The following is a 17041-nucleotide window of genomic DNA, read 5'->3' on the forward strand; positions in this document are numbered from 1 at the left end:
ACCTGGACGGTGCTGGGTCGCACCTGGACGGTGCTGGGTCGCACCTGGACGGTGCCGGGTCGCCCCCGGACGGTGCCGAGCCACAACCTCAGCCGGAGCGGCATCCGCGGCCCCACCCGGACGGCGCCGAGCCGGAGCCGGAGGGCACGGCACCCCGACGCCCCGCGTCACCCCCGCTCCCGGCGCCGCGCCCCCTCCCCACCGCCCTCCTCACCTGCGCCATGGCCTTCTCGATGCTCCAGCTCTTCCTGCTCGGGGCGCTCGGCCCGCGCCTGGTGGACGAGTTGGACCTCTCGCCCACGGTGCTCGGCCTGACCACGACGATCGGCTTCGGCACCGCGGCTGTGCTCTCGCCCGCGGGCGGCCGCATCGTGGACCGGGTCGGCCCGCGCCGCGCGTTGGCGGCGCTGCTCCTGCTGTCGGCGCTGGCGCTGGCGCTGATCGGTGCGGCGCCCGGGGCGGGCTTCCTGCTGGCGGCGGTGGCCCTCGGCGGACTGCCGCAGGCCCTCGCCAACCCGGCGACGAACAAAGCGATCCTGGCCGCCGTGGAACCGGCGCGGCGGGGCGCGGTGACGGGCATGAAGCAGTCCGGCGTCCAACTGGGCGCGTTCGCGGCGGGCCTGCCGCTGGCGGCGCTCGCCGGTTGGCTCGGCTGGCGGGGCGCGGTGTGGACAGCGGCGTTCGCGGCGGTGGCGACGGCGGCATGGGCGCTGCGCGCGCTGCCACCGGACGCACCCGCCCGAACGGCCGCGCCCCCCGCGTCCCTCGTCCCGCGCGGCACCATCGCCTGGCTGGCGGCGTTCTCCCTCCTCCTGGGGTGCGGCATCGCCTCCGTCAACACCTACCTGGCGCTGTACGGCGCGCACAGTCTGGACCTGGGGCCGGGCGCGGCCGGGGCGCTGGTGGCGGTGCTCGGGGTGTCCGGGGTGGTGGGCCGGGTGGCCTGGTCCAGGGCGGCGACGCCCGGCCGCGCGGAGTGGCTGCCGGGCCTGCTCGCGGCGGGCGCGGTCGGCGCGGCGCTGCTCCTGGCCGGGGCGGCGGCGCTGGCCGCGCTGGTGTGGCCGGGCGCGGTGGCGGTGGGGGTGTTCGCGGTGTCGGCGAACGCGGTGTCGATGGTCCTGGTGATGCAACGCGCGGCGCCGGGCCGGGCGGGCCAGGACTCCGCCCTGGTCTCGGCCGGCTTCTTCGCGGGCTTCGCCCTCGGCCCGCCCCTCTTCGGCCTCCTGGCCTCCGCCGGCCACTACGGATGGGGCTGGACGCTGGTGGCGACGGAGTTCGCGGCGGCGGGCGGGGTGGCACTGGCCTGGGCGGTACGGGAACGGGGCGGCGTGCGAGCGACGGGGGACCGGGATGCGTGACGGGCGGGGCCGTATGCCGGACGGGTGGGCCGGTGCCGCGCTGGACGTGGTCCTCGGCCGGGCCGCTGTGACCCTCGCCGAAGTCGGCCCCCGCTTCCCGCTGTCCGCCGACCCGGACACCGGTACGTGGACGACGACCCGGCGGGGCTCCTGGACGGGCGGCTGCTGGGCCGGGCTGCTGTGGCTCCGGGCCCGGCACACGGGCACCGCGGCCGACCGGACCGCCGCCGAGGAGTGCACGGCCCGCCTCGCGGACCGGGCCGAGGCCGACACGGCGACCCGCGGCCTGATCCTCTGGTACGGCACCGCGCTGGCCACGGACTCGGAGCCCGCCACCACCCTCCGCTCCCGTGCCGCCCACGCCTGCCTCACCGCCTTCGACCCCGAACTGGGCCTGGTCCCCTGGGGCTCGGCCTTCGGCGGCCCCCGCCTGCTCGCCCGCGCGGACGGGGCACCGGGGTTGGTGCCGCTGCTGGCCTCGGCGGGTCCGCGGGGGCGGGCGGCGGCGGCGTCGCACCTGCGTCGGCATCTGGAACTGTGTGTCGGCGCCGGCGGGCACCTCGCCCCCGCCTGGCAGTACGCCCCCGCCACCGGCTGGTACCCCCTCGCCGAACCGGCCCCGGGCTGGAGCCGCGGCCGAGCCTGGCTGCTGCTCGCCGTCGCGGACGCGCTGACGCTGCCCGGCGGCGCCGCAGGGTGCCCCGACTGCTTGCGCGAGACGGCCACGCGGCTGGGAGCACCACAGCCCGAACCCGCCGCCGACGTGGCCCGCCCTACCCCCCTGCCCCCGCCAACCCTCCTGTCCCCACCGACTCCTCTGTCCCCACCGACCTCCCTGATCCCACCCGCCGACGCGTCCCACCCCGACGGCCCTCTCGACACCTCCGCCGCAGCCATCACCGCGGTCGCCCTCCTCAAGCTCGCGACCCTCCCCGGCCACGAGGCCTGCGCCCGCCACGCGGAGGCCGTCCTGCACCGCCTGGTCACCGCGCACCTGAGCGGCACCGGAACCGGCACGGGCACCGGAACCGGCACGGGCACCGGAACCGGCACGGGCACCGGAACCGGCACCGACACCGACACCGACACGGGAACAGACACCGGCAACGACGCCCACACCGGCACGGGAACCGACGCCGGGGCCAGCACCCCCGCCCCACCCCCCGGCAGGCTGCTCCACGGCTGCCACGACGCCGCGACCGACACCGCCGTCCAACACGAGCTGATCTGGGGCGACTTCTTCCTGGCACTCGGCCTCGCCGCACTGACGGGCCTGGTGGACCCGCGCGAAGCGTGAGACGGCGCGCGGAGGCCGCGCGGCACGCAACGGCCCCCGACTGCCCGCCACCGTCGGCTACACGTACCCACCCAGCACCCGCCGGGCCACCGCGGTGACGTGCACCTCGTCCGGCCCGTCCAGAATCCGCGCCGCCCGCCCCGTGCGGAACAGCGCGGGCAGCGCCGTATCGGGCCCGAGCCCGGCCGCGCCGTGGACCTGGATCGCCGCGTCCACGACCTGCTGCAGCGTGCGCGCGGCGGCGACCTTGGCGAGGCCCACCTCGATGTGGGCGTCCTCGTCGGCCACGAGCCGCGCCACCGCCTCGTGGACGAGGGGCCGTGTCGTGCGCAGGGCGAGCAGCGACTCGAAGACGTGGCGCTGGACGAGTTGGTGGGAGGAGAGCGGGCCACGGGACCCCGTACGGGCGACGGCACGCGCGGCCATCAGGTCGAAGGCGCGCTGGGCCTGCCCGAGCCAGCGCAGACAGCGCAGCGTACGGCCGAGTTGGAGCCGCTCCCCGGCGACGGCGAGGGCGGCGCCGCGCGCCCCGACGAGGTGGTCACCCGGCACCCGTACACCGTCGAGCTCGATCTCCCACTGGCCGCCCGCGCCGAGGACGGGCAGTTCGCGGACGACGCGGAAGCCGGGCGACGCGGTGGGCACGAGGAAGAGGGACAGGCCGTCGCGGTCCGGCGGCGCGCCGTCCGTGCGGGCGAGCACGGTGACGAGGTCCGCGCCCGCCGCCCCGGAGGTGAACCACTTGCGGCCGGTCAGGCGCCAACTCCCGTCCGGCCGGAGGGTGGCACGGGTGCCGGTGAGGAAGGGATCGGTGCCGGGTACGTCGGGCTCGGTCATCGCGTAACACGTACGGATCCCGCCCGCGACGAGCCGGGTGAGGTACGCCTCGCGGACCCGCGGGCTGCCGTGGCGGCGCAGCATCGTCACATCGAGCAGCGGCGCGGAGCCGAGCGCGGCGGGCCCGTGATCGCTGGCCCCCTCCGCCTCGGCGAACGCCGCGTACCGGGCCAGGCAAAGCCCCTGCCCGCCCAGTTCGACGGGCAGCGGCATCGCCCAGAGCCCGGCCCGCCGGGCCCGCTCGCGCAGGTCCCGCAGGGCGGCGTCGGCCGGTGGCCCGCCCGCGTCCAGGGTGTCTTCGTACGGCATGACGTGTTCGCGTACGAAGACGGCGACGCGCTCGGCCAGCGACGCCGAGCCGTCGACCGGCGCCGCCGCCCCGCCCACGTCTCCGCCCGCGTCCCCGCACCGCCCGCTCGACCCCTCCACCACGTCCACCACGTCCTCTGACCCCACTGCTCCCACCGCTCCCACCGCTTCCTTTGGTTCACCGGGAACCCGCGGGCCCGGGCGCCCGACTGTCTTCCAAGGAACTGGTCGGGTGCCGACGGCCTCGGGTTCCCGCGTTCGGAACGACCCCGGCGGGGGCTGCCCCCGCACCGGGAGAGGAGACACGACCGACATGACGTCACCACCCCTCACCACAGTGCGGACCACCGCCGCGTCGCCCCTGGAGTCGCTGCGCTGCGACATCGCGGGACCGCCGGAGCTGACGCGGGTCGTGGCCGAGCATCTGCGCCTGCTGGGCGCGGAGACGGCCGGGGCGGCGGGGGCCGCGGGGGCGGCCACGTCTCCCGGTGCCGCCGGAGCCGCTGGAGCCGCCGGGACCTCCGGGGCCGCCCGGACCGCCGAGGCCACCGGAACCGATGGGACCGACGGACCCGAGGACCCCCACGGCACACCGGAGCCGGGCGACACGTCCGGCGCCCACGCCCATGTCGTCCTCGCCGGAGGCGGATTCGGGCCGGTGACGGCGGAGGTGCACTGGGCGGAACCGGAGACCACGGCGTCGCGCGACGCGGTGGACGTGCCGTCTCCGGACGTGGCAGGCACGCCGTCCGGGGACGCGGGCACCCCGCGGGACGTGGCGGCTTCGCCCCCGCAGGACGTGCTGCCCCCGGCAGCGGGCGACGCACCGGGCGCAGGGGCGGCGTCCGCTGCGCCCGCCGCTTCCACGGAGACCGCCGCCGCAGGCCCGGCGGCCGATGGCGCGAAGAAGGCGGCGATCGCTCCGAGCACCACCACCGCGGCCGAGGGAGCCCGCACCTTTCACGTCGCCGCCCCCCACGACGAAGCCACCACCCAGGCCGCCACCGGCATCATGGCCGTGCACGGGCGCCGCGACGACGCCCCCCGCGGGCTCGGTGCCGACTACGCCGCCACCGCCGCGGGCGTCCTCGCCGTGCAGGGCCTCCTGGCCCAACTCCTCGCCCAGGCCCGCGGCGCCGACGCCCGCGCGGCGCGGCGGGTCACGACCAGTGCCGCCCGCGCGGGGCTGCTCGCCGTGTCGCAGTATCTCGCCGCCACCGGCGCCGACGAGGACGAGGCGGACCGACTCGCCCCGGGCGGGCCCCCGTTCACCTCCGCCGACGGCACCCGCTTCGAGTTGGAGACCCTCGACCCCGGCGCGTGGGCCGCCTTCTGGCGCGCCCTCGACGCCCCGGGGGACGCGATACGCGGAGGCTGGCGCCCCTTCCAGTTCCGGTACGCCACCGCCTGCGCGCCCTTCCCGGAGGCCCTGCACGCCACGGCCCGGGGCCACGGCTGGGCGCGGATCAGGCAGGCCGCGGCCACCTCCGGCGCCGAGGTCTGCGCCCTGCGCACCCTCGCCGAGCGGGCCGCCGAGTACGACGGCGCCGCCCCCTGGTCCCTGGCCAGGCTCGGCCCGGCCGCCGCCGCGCCGGGCGAGCGCGACCGTCAACTCCCCATCTCTGACGGGCCCTTGGCCGGGATCACCGTTCTGGAGGCGGGCCGCCGCATCCAGGCCCCCCTCGCCGCCCACCTCCTCCGTCTCCTCGGCGCCGACGTCGTCCGCATCGAGCCCCCGGGCGGCGACCCCCTGCGCGGCATGCCGCCCGCCTGCGGCGGCATCTCCGCCCGCTGGCTCGCCCTCAACCGGGGCAAGAGCGCCGTCGAAGCCGACATCAAGTCCCCCTCCGGACGCCGCCGCCTGCGCGAACTCGTCGCCGAAGCCGATGTGTTCCTGCACAACTGGGCCCCCGGCAAGGCCGCCCAACTCGGCCTGGACGCCGCCGACCTCACCGCCGTCAACCCCGGCCTCGTCTACGCGTACACGAGCGGCTGGGGCGACCGCCTCGACGACGCCCCCATGGGCACCGACTTCATGGTCCAGGCCCGCACGGCCGTCGGCGCCGCCGTACGCCCGGCCGACGAGCCCTCCGCGCCCTCCCTCATGACCCTCCTCGACGTGCTCGGCGGCCTCCTCGGTGCCGAAGCCGTCCTCGCCGGACTCCTCCTGCGCGAGCGCAACGGCGGCCGCGGCGTCCGCGTCGACTCCTCCCTCCTCGGCGCCGCCGACACCCTCATCGCCCCCGCCCTGCGCCGCGCGGCCCACGGCGCCGAACCCCGCCCGCCCGCCGGGTTCCGCCGCCCCCTGCGCACGGCGGACGGCTGGCTCGCCCCCACCGACACCTGCGCGGCCGCCGCCGGTGCGTACGACCTGAGCGCCCTGCCCACCCCGGACGCCCTGCGCCTCCTGGGCTCCCACGGCCTGACGGCGACCCCCGTCACCACCGACCTGGCGTCCCTGCACACCGACGCGCGGTTCGCGGGCTCCATCGGGCGCGACCCGCACGGGGCACCCGTGGTCCCGGACCCGTGGACCTTCGCCTGACGGCAGCCGGGTGGCACCGGCCGGACGGCGGCGGCCGGAGCGCGCGTCCGTCCCATCGGCCCGGCGCGAAGTCCCGTCGGCCTCAAGACCTCCCCTTCCCTCCCTCCCTTCCAGGAGCTCTCATGCCCCGCCCCCTGAACGACCTCCTCCCCGCCTCCCTCCGCCGCGCCTGGGCCGTCGACGGGACCTGCCCCGACCTCGACCTGTACAGCCTGTTCCGGGCCCGGCAGATCAGCGACCTGCACCGCACGGCCGTCGTCGACGCCAAGGGCAAGCTCTGTTACACCGCTCTGGACCGCAAGGTCCGATGTCTGGCCGTCGGGCTCAGAGAGCTCGGCGTCGGAGCGGGCGACGTCGTCGGCGTCCAACTCCCCAACGCCCGCGCCGCGGTGATCGCCGATCTCGCCCTCGCGGCGATCGGCGCGGTCGCCCTGCCCTTCCCGGTGGGCCGCGGCGCCACGGAGGCCACCAGCCTGCTGCGCCGCGCGGAGGCGGTGGCCGTCATCGCCGCCGCCGAGCACCGCGGCGCCCACCCGGCGGCGGCCCTCCTCGCCTCGGCGCCGGAGGCGGCCGAGCGGACCGCGGCGGCCGCCCGGACCGCCCCGGACCACCCCACCGCCCTGCGCCACGTCATAGCCGTCGGCCCCGGCGACATCCCCGAAGGCGCTGTCCCCTTCGCCCGGTTGCTCCGCTCCGACCCCGCCGCGTTCGTCGCCGCGCGCCCCGACCCGGACGGCCCGGCCCGCATCCTGGTGTCCTCCGGCTCCGAGGCCGAGCCGAAGATGGTCGCGTACTCCCACAACGCTCTCGCCGGTGGCCGCGGCAACTTCCTCGCGTCGCTGATGCCGGACCCGGCGGAGCCCCCGCGCTGTCTCTTCCTGGTGCCGCTGGCCTCCGCGTTCGGCTCCAACGGCACGGCCGTCGCGCTCGCCCGGCACGGCGGCACCCTCGTCCTGCTCGACCACTTCACGCCCGCGGCCGCCATCGCCGCCGTACGGGAGCACGAACCCACCCACGTCCTGGGCGTCCCGACGATGGCCCGCATGATGCTCGACCGCCTGGAGCAGGAGCGGGAACAGGACCAGGAAGGGGCGGGCAAGCTGCCCGCGCCCACCGCCCTGGTCCTCGGCGGTTCCCCGCTCGACCCCACCACGGCCGCCGACGCCCGCCGCGCCTTCGGCTGTCCCGTCGTGAACCTCTACGGCTCCGCGGACGGCGTCAACTGCCATACAGGACTGGGGCATTCGGAAGGGAAGCCGGAGGGTCTCACGGGGGACGGGGACAGGGACGGGGGCGGACGCGGCATCGTCGCGGGCCGCCCGGACCCCCGCGTCGCCGACATCCGCGTCGCCGACCCCACCACCCACGAGCCCCTCCCCGACGGCGCCGTCGGGGAGATCGTCGCGCGCGGCCCGATGACCCCGCTCTGCTACGTCGGCGCCCCCGAACTCGACGCCCGCTACCGCACCCCGGACGGCTGGGTCCGCACCGGCGACCTCGGGCTCCTCGACGCGGACGGCGTCCTGCACGTCGTCGGCCGCCTCAAGGACGTGGTGATCCGCGGCGGCGCCAACATCAGCCCCGCGGAGGTCGAACGGGAGCTGAGCGCGCATCCGCTGGTCCGTGACGTGGTGTGCGTCGGCGTACCCGACGCGGTGATGGGGGAGCGGCTCGCGGCCTGCGTCGTACCGGCCTCCCGCGCGGCCGGACCCGCCGCGCCGACCCTCGACGACCTGGGCCGCCACCTCACCGCGCGCGGCCTCGACCGCGCCAAGCACCCCGAACGGCTCCTGCTCGTCGCGGAGTTGCCCCTGACCCCGGCGGGCAAGCCGGACCGCGCGGCCCTGCGGGAGCGGGCCACGCACGCCTGAGGCCAGGCGAACGGACCGGACAGACAGGAGGGGGCGGCGGCCAGGGAGCACATCCCCGGCCGCCGCCCCCTCCTCAGCGCGTCAGGCCCACCCGGGCCCAACGGCGCACCCGGGCGTCGTCCTCACCCCTTCATCGCCTTCTTCATCGCCGCCGCCGCGTCCCGGTACACCGGCAGCAGATCCAGGTCCTCGCCCGGATAGTTGACGATCTTCACCTGCGCGGCGCCGGAGTCGGGAAGGACCTTCCCGGTGGACATGTGCGCGTTGTCGAGCACGAACGCGGGCTTCTTCGCCGAGAGCCGGGCGAGCTGGGCGGGCGTCACGGCCTCCGGACCGTACGTGCCGACGGTCCGCGCGCCCGCCATGCGCGCCGACCACGTGGTGAACACCTGGCTCACGACGGCCGGGCTCCTGCCGCCGGGCCAGGACGCCTTGAGGTCCTTGGTGAGCGCGGCGTACTCGCGGTCGAAGGTCTTCCGCCAGTCGGCCGCCGCGCTCTTGGTGCCGAAGAGGCCGCCGAGCCGGGCGACTTCGCCGCGCACCTTCCCGGCGTCGTTGTCGAGGTCGACCTTCACCAGCTCGGCCTTGGAGCCCGCCGCGTCCTTGATCTTCCCGGCGTACGGCTCGAACGGTGCGTACAGCACGAAGTCGGCCTTCGCGACGGCGGCGAGGTCGGACGGCTTCGGATCGTAGTCCGGGGCGTGCTGCGTGGACGACGGGACCAGGACCGTGACGTTCTCGGCGCCCGCGGCCTTGGCGAAGGCGCCCTCCCACGTGGTGGTGGCGACCACGACGGGGCCGTCCTTCTTGCTGTCGCCGCCGCCGTCGGACGAGCCGTCGCCGCAGCCCGCCGCCGTCAGGGCGAGCACGGCGCTCAGTGCGAGGAGTACGGGCTTGGGGGTGTGGGGGATGCGGACGCCGGTGCGCGCCATGAGGTGATGCTCCGTTCGGGGATGAGGTGGACGGCGAGGACGACGGCCCCCGCGGTCAGGACGAGGACGGGCCCGGGCGGCCAGTCCAGCCAGAGGGCGATGAGGAAGCCCGTGACGTTGACGGCGAGGCCGATGGCCACGGCCCACAGCGCGATGGTGGTGAGGCGCTTGCCGAGGCGGCGCGCGGCGAGCGCGGGCAGCAGGGTGAGCGCGTCCACGAGCAGCGCCCCGGTCAGCTTGATCGCCCCGGCCACGGCGACGGCGACCAGGACGAGCAGGACGACGGTGAGCGGGCCGACGGGCACGCCGGAGCACTGGGCGAGTTCACGGTCGTACAGGAGCAGCGCGAGGTCGCGGCGGCGCCACCAGAACAGCGCAGGAACCACGACGGCGAGCACCCCGACCACGACGAGGTCCGCGCTGCCGACGGACAGGATCGACCCCCACAGCAGCGCGAACGCGCCGGCGGCGTTGACCCCGGAGACGGAGAGCACGAGCAGCGCCGCCGCGATGGCCATGCTCATCAGGAGCCCCATCGCCCCGGAGAGCCCGGCCGGTGTCCTGGCCAGCGGCGCCACCCCGGCGCCCGCGAGCGCGCACGCCACCAGGGCGCACAGCATCGGGTCGAGCCCGGTGAGCAGGCCGACGGCGATGCCGAGCAGCGCCACGTGCATCATGGCGAACCGCACCGGCATGATGTCGAGCCCGACGATCACGACGCCGATGATCGGCAGGCCGACGGAGGCGAGCAGCAGCGCGAACCCGGCGCGCTGCACGGGCACGAGCTGGAGCATCAGGCCGACGTCGGCGGTGGCGAGAAGGGTCATGGCTGTGCCTCCGGTGGCCTGCGGATCCAGCTCCTCCGGCGATTGAGGAGCGAGGTCCGGGGCGGAGCCCCGGTTCGGGAAGGGACGGGCCCGGGGGCCTCCCCGCAGGGCCTCACCGCCCCACCTCCCGCAGCCGCCCCGCAGCCATGTCCAGAACGCGATCGCAGCGCTCGGCGAGGGCCCGGTCATGGGTGACGACCACCAGCGTGACCGGCAGCACGGTGAGCGCCTCGGCGGCCTCCTCCTGCCCCGCGAAGTCCAGGGCGGCCGTGGGCTCGTCGGCGAGCAGCACCCCGGCCCCGGCGGCAACGCAGCCGATGGCGCGGGCCAGGTACATCCGCTGCAACTGGCCCCCGGACAGCGTGTCCAGGGGCTGCCGCCGCAGCATGCCCACACCCAGGTCGGCGGCCGCCTCCGCGGCCTCCTCGGGCGCGCCGCCGGAGTCCAGCAACTCGCCCGCGAGCAGCGGGAACCGGCCGGTCGCGGGCTTCTGCGGCACCCACGCGCAGGCCCGCCGCCGCCACGCCCGGTCCGCCGCGGACGCGGTGCCGCGGCCGCCGACGAGAAGGGTGCCGGCCGTCTGCCGGTGCAGGCCGAGGACGGCCCGCAGCAGCGTGGACTTGCCGGAGCCGTTCGTCCCGGTGAGCGCCACGCGTTCGCCCGCGGCGACCTCCAGATGCACGTCGTCCACGGCGACGACGCGCCCATGCCTGCAGGTCACACCCCGCATACGTATGTCCAGACCACCCATCGGTCGCCCGTGCCCCTCTCCCGGCCCCGGTCCTGGGCCTGCCGCGGCCGCTCCCGGCCTCCGTCCTGGGCAGTAGTCGGACGGGCGGGGCGGGGAGTTCCCGCGGGCGGGCGGCGGATCCGCGACGGGCGCGGGGAGGGCGCGCCTGCCCGTCCCGGCTACCGGTCCCGCCTGCCGGGCGCAGCCATCGGCCTCACCTGCCTGGCCCGGCCGCCAGCCTCACCTGCCGGGCCCGGCACCAGCCTCAACTGTCAGGCCCGGCACCAGCTTCAACTGCCGGGCCTGACCACCACGGCCCGTACCGTCACCTCCCCGCCGTACCGGAACCGCAGCACGAAGGGCACCCGGTCGCCGAGCCGCAGCGCCTTCCTGGGCCGCAGCATCACGTCCAGCCCCTCGGGCGTCATCCGCACCACGGAACGCCCGGGCACGGCCGCCGAGTCCACCATCCGCATCGACTCCACGTTCCCCGGCCGCTCCACGGTCCGACTGAGCATGACGTCATCGGCCACGGGCGAACGGACGGACAGCAACACGTCGCCGGACTCCCCGGTGTTGGTGATCCGGAAGAACGCCGCGGTCTCCGCTTTGCCGCCGTACGGCAGGAACACCCGTCCGTCGTCGACGCGCACGCGCGCGGGGCTTCCGGCGGCCCCCGTGGCGACCCAGGCGGAGAGGCCGCAGAGGGCGAGGGCGGCGGCGAGGAGGGGGACGAGGACGGTGGGGAGGGTGGCGCGTAGGCGGGTGTACGTCTTGTTGGTGGCGTTGGTGGCGTTGGTGGCGTTGGTGGCGTTGGTGGCGTTGGTGGCGTTGGTGGCGTTGGTGGCGTTGGTGGCGTTGGAGGCGCTGGAGGTGCCGGTGGCGGCAGGGGTGTTGTCGGCTTGCTGCTGGTCGCTCGGCCGGGCGGCCGGGCGGGTGGTCGGTCGGGTGGTCGGACGGTCCTTCATCGGAGCCCCCTTCCACGCGCGGCCCGCGCTCGTCCGGCGCGCTCCCGCCCTGTCCGCTCCCGCCCTGTCCGTTCCCGCACCGGCCTCCGCTCCCGTCCCGCACCCTCCCGCCCCCGCGCCGCACTCCCCGGCACCGGCTCCCACGTACGCAGCCGCAGGCTGTTCCCGACCACGAGCAAGGAGCTCGCCGACATCGCGAGGGCGGCCGTCATCGGGCCGAGGCGGCCGACGGCGGCGAGGGGTACGGCGAGGGCGTTGTAGCCGAACGCCCAGACCAGGTTGGTGCGGATGGTGGCCAGGGTGCGACGGGCGAGGCGGACCGCGACGGCCGCCGCGCCGATGTCACCGGCGGCCAGCGTCACGTCGGCCGCGCCGATCGCGGCGTCGCTGCCGCAGCCCATGGCGATGCCCAGGTCGGCGCGGGCGAGCGCCGCCGCGTCGTTCACGCCGTCGCCGAGGACCGCGACCCGGCGGCCCCGCGCCCGCAGCTGCCCGACCAACTCCGCCTTGTCCTCGGGGGCGCAGCGCGCGTGCACCTCGCTGATGCCCAGCTCGGCGGCCACGGCGTGCGCGGTCGCCGCCCGGTCCCCGGTGGCGAGGACGGGTTCCACACCGAGCCGCCGCAGCCGGTCCACGGCGCGGTAGCTCCCGGCCCGCAGCACGTCCCCCACGGCCACGACGGCCTCGACGACGCCGTCGACCCGCACCAGGACCACGGTCCGGGCGGCGGCCTCGGCGTCGGCGAGGGCACGGGCGAGGCTGTCGGGGAGGCCGTCCGGCCCGCCGACAGCCCCACCCCCCTCCCCACCCGGCGAGCAGACCTCCACCAACCGCCCCTCCACCACACCCCGCACACCCCATCCGGGCCGCGCCCGGAACTCCGTGACCTCCGGCAACTCCCGCCCCGCCGGCTCCTGTCGGGCGTACGACGTGATCGCGCGCCCCAGCGGATGCTCCGACCCCCGCTCCACCGCCCCCGCGAGCCGCAGCACCGCATCCCGGCCGAGCCCGTCCGGTGCGGCGGTGACCTGGGTGACGGTCATATGGCCCGTGGTCAGCGTGCCGGTCTTGTCGAGGACGACGGTGTCGACGTGGCGCAGGGTCTCCAGGGCGCGTGGTCCGCTGACGAGGACGCCGAGTTGGGCGCCGCGGCCGGTGGCGGCGAGCAGCGCGGTGGGCGTGGCGAGGCCGAGGGCGCAGGGGCAGGCGACGACGAGGACGGCCACGGACGCGGTGATGGCGGCCTCTGGCTCGGCCCCGGCGCCGAGCCAGAAGCCGAGGACGGTCACGGCGAGCGTCAGGACGACGGGGACGAAGACGCCCGCCGCGGCGTCCGCGAGGCGCTGGGCGCGGGCCTTCCCGGCCTGGGCCTCCGTCACCATCCGGGTGATGCGGGCGAGTCGGGTGTCGGCGCCGACGGCGGTCGCCCGCACCACGAGCAGCCCGCTCTCGTTGACGGCGGCCCCGACGACGTCCTGGCCGGGCCCGACCTCCACCGGCTCGCTCTCGCCGGTGACCAGCGACAGGTCGAGCGCGGAGTGCCCGGACACCACCTCACCGTCGGTGGCGACCCGCTCCCCGGGTCGTACGACGAACTCCTGCCCCACCCGCAACTCACCGGCGGGCACCCGCCGTTCACCGCCGTCCGCGTCCCGTACCGCGACGTCCTTGACGGCGAGAGAGGCCAGCGACCGCAGCGCCGCACCGGTGCTGTGCCGCGCCCGCGCCTCCAGGAAGCGCCCCGCGAGCACGGACAGCGGCACCCCCACCGCCGCCTCCAGATACACGTGCGCGCCCCCGCCCGCCGACGGCAGGACCTCGAACGGCATCCGCATCCCCGGCTCGCCCGCCCCGCCGAGGAACAGCGCGTACGCCGACCAGGAGAAGGACGCGGCGACGCCGAGCGACACCAGCGTGTCCATGGTCGCGGCGGCGTGCCGCAGTCCGCGTACCGCCCGCAGGTGGAACGGCCACGCGCCCCACACCGCGACCGGCGCCGTCAGCACGAAGCACAGCCACTGCCAGTTGCGGAACTGCCAGCCGGGCACCATCGACAGGACGAGCACGGGCAGCGAGAGCAGCGCGGTGACCAGCAGCCGCTGCCGCTCGGCCCGCCTCTCCTCTTCCCCTGCCGTCTCCGCCGGTTGCGCTTCCGAGGGCGTGGGCGGTGCGGGCGGCGGTGGCAACTCGGCGGTGTATCCGGCGCGTACGACCACGGCGATGAGCTCGTCCGGGTCCGTGTCCGCGGGGTGGCGCACCCGGGCCCGGCCGGTGGCGAGGTTGACCGTCGCGCTGACGCCCGCCAGCTTGCCGAGCTTCTTCTCGACGCGGTTCACGCAGGCGGCACAGGTCATCCCGCCGACGACGAGGTCGGTGCTGGCCTCGGGGACGGCGGCTGCCTCGGCGGTCGTGGGGTCGGGTGTCACTGGCCGTGGCCTCCGTGCCCGCCCCCGTGGCCCCCGCCCGACCCGCCGTCCCGGTCGCCGCCCGAGCCGTCCTCCGGCGTCGAGGACCGCATCCCCGGCGCCACGGGCCCCATGGACGAGCCGACTTGGTACGCGACGGCGAAGACGACGACGAGCAGGACCAGGAACCCGAGGAGCGCGGGCGGCGGCCGCCATCTCCCCGACGCTCCCGGCGTACGCGAACTGATGTACGTACGCGAATGCGGCGACGTACCCGAAAGGGACGAACGCTCGTCTGCCATCGACGCTCCCGTGGCTGGTCCGGCGGCGCGGGCAGCGGACGCCCCGCACCGGCCAGGTGGTCGCGCGCCGCCGCCGTCGGGTTCCCGGCGGTGTGACGCGTGCCATGCGGACGTGTCGCAGTTGGGCCGAACGGGTGACTTGCGCAAGAATTGCCTGGTGCAGACGTTGAGGACGAGCCAGGACGGGGTTGCTCTGTGACCAGCCACGAAGCCACCGACGAACAGTGGGAAGGGCTCGCCCAGGTCGTACCGCTGCGGGGCCGCAATGAATGGCCGTCATGGCCCGGGCACCGCGCGCTGCCTGACGCCGAGACAGAAGCGCGCCGCCGCTTCGTCGTGACACGTGTGAACATCTTCGCGGACGCCCGCGATGTCGCCGAGTACCTCATGTCGCGGACCCCGGTCCTGCTGGACCTGTCCGGGGCCGAGACGGAAGTGGCCAAGCGCGTGCTGGACTTCAGCAGCGGCGTGGTCTTCGGACTCGGCTGCGGGATGCACCGGGTGGAGAAGAACGTCTTCCTGCTGTCGCCGCCGGACACGGAGGTCCAGGGCCTGGTGGAGGCCGCGACCGGCATATAGCCGGACCGGGCGCGCGGGCGGCGCTCCGGTGCTGCTCTAGCCCAACTCCCCGCTCCGTGCGGGACTTCGGCTCCCGGTCCCCCGATCGTGCGAAGGTCGGTTGGGCAAAACGGTTCGGCTTGTCCAGTGGACCGTAGCTTCCGTTCATGACTGTGCACTCCCGCCGGGCGCTCGCGCAGGATCCGTCGGCCCGGGCCAAGCCACGCGTCACCGAACTGCGGCTCTCCGCCTTCGCGGGGCACCGCGGCGCCGCGTTCCCGCTCGGCCCGCTCACGCTGTTCGCGGGCCCGAGCGGCAGCGGCAAGTCGAGCGCGCTGCGGGCGTACGAGGCCCTCGCCCTGCTCGGCGCGGGAGTCGAGCTGGTCGATGTCTTCCCCGAGCCCACCCGCTGCGTGCCCGAGCGCGCCCGCGCCGACGGCCAGGCCCGCCGCGGCTTCCGCATCGGCTGTACGGTCGACGGCCCCGCCGGACCCGTCCGGCTCGACGTCGCCGTGCAGGCCGAGCCGGAACTGCGCATCGCGGGCGAACGGCTGACGCGCGACGGCCTCACCCTCCTGGAGACCGCGCTGCGCGACCCCGGCCGCCGCGCCGTCCAGGCCGCCTGGCACACCGCGGGCGCCGCGCCCGTCACCCGCGCGCCGCTGCCCGACGACCGCCTCGGCACGGCCCTCCTGCCGCTGCGTGTCGCGGGCAAGACCGACGGGCAGCGCCTGGTGCTCGCCGCCGCCGAACAAGTCGTCGTCGCGCTGCGCTCGGTGTTCACCTGCGACCCCCGGCCCGGCCGCATGCGGGCGCCCGTGCCGCCCGGACTCGTCGGCGCGGGCCGACTGCTCGGCGGCTGCGACAACCTCGCCGAGGTGCTGTGGCGCACCCGCTCCGAGTGCGGCAACCGGCACGCGCAGCTCGTGGCGGCACTGCGCTCCGGCTGTGCGGGGCCGGTCGCCGACGTCCTCGCCGAGGAGACCCGCGACGGCGCGCTGCGCGCGCTGCTCGACCGCGGCGACGGCGTCCGTACCTGCGTCGGGCGCCTCGGCGACGGCGAACTGCGCTACCTCGCCCTCGCCCTGGTACTGCTCACCGGCCCGCGCGTCCTGGAGGTCGACCCGGTGGCGGAGGTCCCGGAGGCGTACCAGAGCCTCACCGTCCTCGCCGACGGCTTCGACCGCTGCCTCGACCAGCGCCAGAAGCGGGCCCTCGCGGACCTCGCGGCCCGCATGTGCGGACGCGGGCACCTGCGCCTGATCGGCGCCGTGGCCGACGCGACGTGGGCGGCGACGGCGACGGGGGTGACGGTGGTGGACCTGGGGCGGAGCGGGGCGGGAGCCGGTGGTGCCGAGGGTGGGGGCGGTGCCGGGTCCAGGGCACGGAGCGGGGCCGGGCGTGCCGGGACCGGGAGCACACCGGCCGCCCGTGCCGCGCGGGTGCCGAGATCGCGGAGGCCCGGGATGTAGTTGACTTGAGCCGTGACAGACCAAGACGTAGCGGGACTGCAGCGCAGGCTGGCCGAGTTCGCGGCCGCGCGGCACTGGGAGCCCTACCACACGCCCAAGAACCTGGCCGCCGCGCTCAGCGTGGAGGCCTCCGAACTCGTGGAGATCTTCCAGTGGCTGACGCCGGAGGAGTCGGCACGGGTGATGGCCGACCCGGACTCGGCGCACCGCGTCACGGACGAGGTGGCCGACGTCCTCGCCTATCTCCTCCAGTTCTGCGAAGTGCTCGGCATCGACCCGCTGCAGGCGCTGGCGGCGAAGATCGAGCGGAACGAGCACCGCTTCCCGGCGCCGTAGCGCCCGCGTAGGCCGGAGGCCCGGGTCCGCACCCTGGGGCGGCTCCGCGTGATCCGGTGCGGCACGGGGCGCGGCGCATGGGTCCCGGGACGCGCCGCGTCCGCCCCGGGGTGCGCTGCATCCGCCCCAGGACGCGCCGCGTCCGCCCCGGAGTGCGGCGCATCCGCCCCAGGGTGCGGACCATCCGTCTCGGAGTCCCCGGCCGTCACCGCCCGTTGGACATGCCGAAAGCCCCCCAAAGACACCTCATCGTCACTCTCCGGAGTGGATGCATTGTCCACAGTCGATTTTTTG

At 76.3% G+C, this 17041-nt stretch carries 14 protein-coding genes; 7 read left to right on the plus strand and 7 right to left on the minus strand.

From position 1 onward, the window contains the following. Positions 1 to 221 precede the first annotated feature (221 nt). Entirely contained in the window at positions 222 to 1358 is a 1137-nt protein-coding gene (locus tag IE274_RS10425) for an MFS transporter (RefSeq protein ID WP_190115873.1), read from the plus strand. Between the two features lie 13 nt (positions 1359 to 1371). Then, positions 1372 to 2655 carry a sugar ABC transporter permease gene (locus tag IE274_RS39370; protein ID WP_229909441.1) on the plus strand — a complete coding sequence of 428 codons (1284 nt, stop codon included), beginning with the start codon at positions 1372 to 1374 and terminating at the stop codon, positions 2653 to 2655. A gap of 57 nt (positions 2656 to 2712) precedes the next feature. Here IE274_RS39370 and IE274_RS10435 read toward each other — a convergent pair whose 3' ends face one another. Then, positions 2713 to 3879, minus strand: a complete 1167-nt coding sequence (locus tag IE274_RS10435; RefSeq protein WP_372447295.1) for an acyl-CoA dehydrogenase family protein — start codon at positions 3877 to 3879, stop codon at positions 2713 to 2715. Positions 3880 to 4114: 235 nt separating this feature from the next. Between IE274_RS10435 and IE274_RS10440 the strand changes: the two genes are divergently transcribed. Together IE274_RS10440 and IE274_RS10445 are read left to right on the plus strand one after the other, a co-directional pair. Next, positions 4115 to 6346 carry a CoA transferase gene (locus IE274_RS10440; RefSeq protein WP_229909442.1) on the plus strand — a complete coding sequence of 744 codons (2232 nt, stop codon included), beginning with the start codon at positions 4115 to 4117 and terminating at the stop codon, positions 6344 to 6346. 122 nt (positions 6347 to 6468) lie between these two features. Continuing rightward, a complete protein-coding gene (locus IE274_RS10445) occupies positions 6469 to 8217 on the plus strand; it encodes a class I adenylate-forming enzyme family protein (protein ID WP_190115385.1) in 1749 nt (582 codons plus the stop codon). 122 nt (positions 8218 to 8339) lie between these two features. On the opposite strand, the gene IE274_RS10450 is transcribed toward IE274_RS10445, so the two are convergent. The 6 genes from IE274_RS10450 to IE274_RS10475 form a co-directional block, all read right to left on the minus strand. Further along, a complete protein-coding gene (locus IE274_RS10450) occupies positions 8340 to 9149 on the minus strand; it encodes a metal ABC transporter solute-binding protein, Zn/Mn family (RefSeq protein WP_190115386.1) in 810 nt (269 codons plus the stop codon). Further along, a complete protein-coding gene (locus IE274_RS10455; RefSeq protein ID WP_190115387.1) occupies positions 9092 to 9976 on the minus strand; it encodes a metal ABC transporter permease in 885 nt (294 codons plus the stop codon). The genes IE274_RS10450 and IE274_RS10455 overlap by 58 nt, the downstream gene beginning before the upstream one ends. A 112-nt stretch (positions 9977 to 10088) precedes the next feature. Beyond that, on the minus strand, positions 10089 to 10727 hold the full coding sequence (locus IE274_RS10460) for an ATP-binding cassette domain-containing protein (protein ID WP_190115388.1): 639 nt from the start codon (positions 10725 to 10727) through the stop codon (positions 10089 to 10091). Between the two features lie 269 nt (positions 10728 to 10996). Continuing rightward, positions 10997 to 11674 (minus strand): copper chaperone PCu(A)C, encoded by a 678-nt coding sequence (locus tag IE274_RS10465; protein WP_190115389.1) that lies wholly within the window; start codon positions 11672 to 11674, stop codon positions 10997 to 10999. Further along, positions 11671 to 14028 carry a heavy metal translocating P-type ATPase gene (locus IE274_RS10470; RefSeq protein WP_190115875.1) on the minus strand — a complete coding sequence of 786 codons (2358 nt, stop codon included), beginning with the start codon at positions 14026 to 14028 and terminating at the stop codon, positions 11671 to 11673. Before IE274_RS10470 ends, IE274_RS10465 begins: the two co-directional genes overlap by 4 nt. Positions 14029 to 14096: 68 nt before the next feature. Continuing rightward, complete coding sequence (locus tag IE274_RS10475) at positions 14097 to 14381, minus strand: hypothetical protein (RefSeq protein ID WP_229909443.1); 285 nt, start codon at positions 14379 to 14381, stop codon at positions 14097 to 14099. A 195-nt stretch (positions 14382 to 14576) separates the two neighbouring features. Here IE274_RS10475 and IE274_RS10480 point away from each other — a divergent pair, with 195 nt between their 5' ends. From IE274_RS10480 to IE274_RS10490, 3 genes are all read left to right on the plus strand, one after another. Further along, positions 14577 to 14960, plus strand: coding sequence for a cell division protein SepF (locus IE274_RS10480; protein ID WP_190115390.1), 384 nt, complete (start codon positions 14577 to 14579; stop codon positions 14958 to 14960). Positions 14961 to 15106: 146 nt separating this feature from the next. Beyond that, positions 15107 to 16411 carry an AAA family ATPase gene (locus tag IE274_RS10485; protein ID WP_229909444.1) on the plus strand — a complete coding sequence of 435 codons (1305 nt, stop codon included), beginning with the start codon at positions 15107 to 15109 and terminating at the stop codon, positions 16409 to 16411. Between the two features lie 12 nt (positions 16412 to 16423). Next, a complete protein-coding gene (locus IE274_RS10490) occupies positions 16424 to 16747 on the plus strand; it encodes a nucleotide pyrophosphohydrolase (RefSeq protein WP_030357267.1) in 324 nt (107 codons plus the stop codon). Positions 16748 to 17041: the final 294 nt, after the last annotated feature.

Source organism: Streptomyces flavofungini (genome assembly GCF_014650815.1).
Lineage (GTDB): Bacteria > Actinomycetota > Actinomycetes > Streptomycetales > Streptomycetaceae > Streptomyces > Streptomyces flavofungini.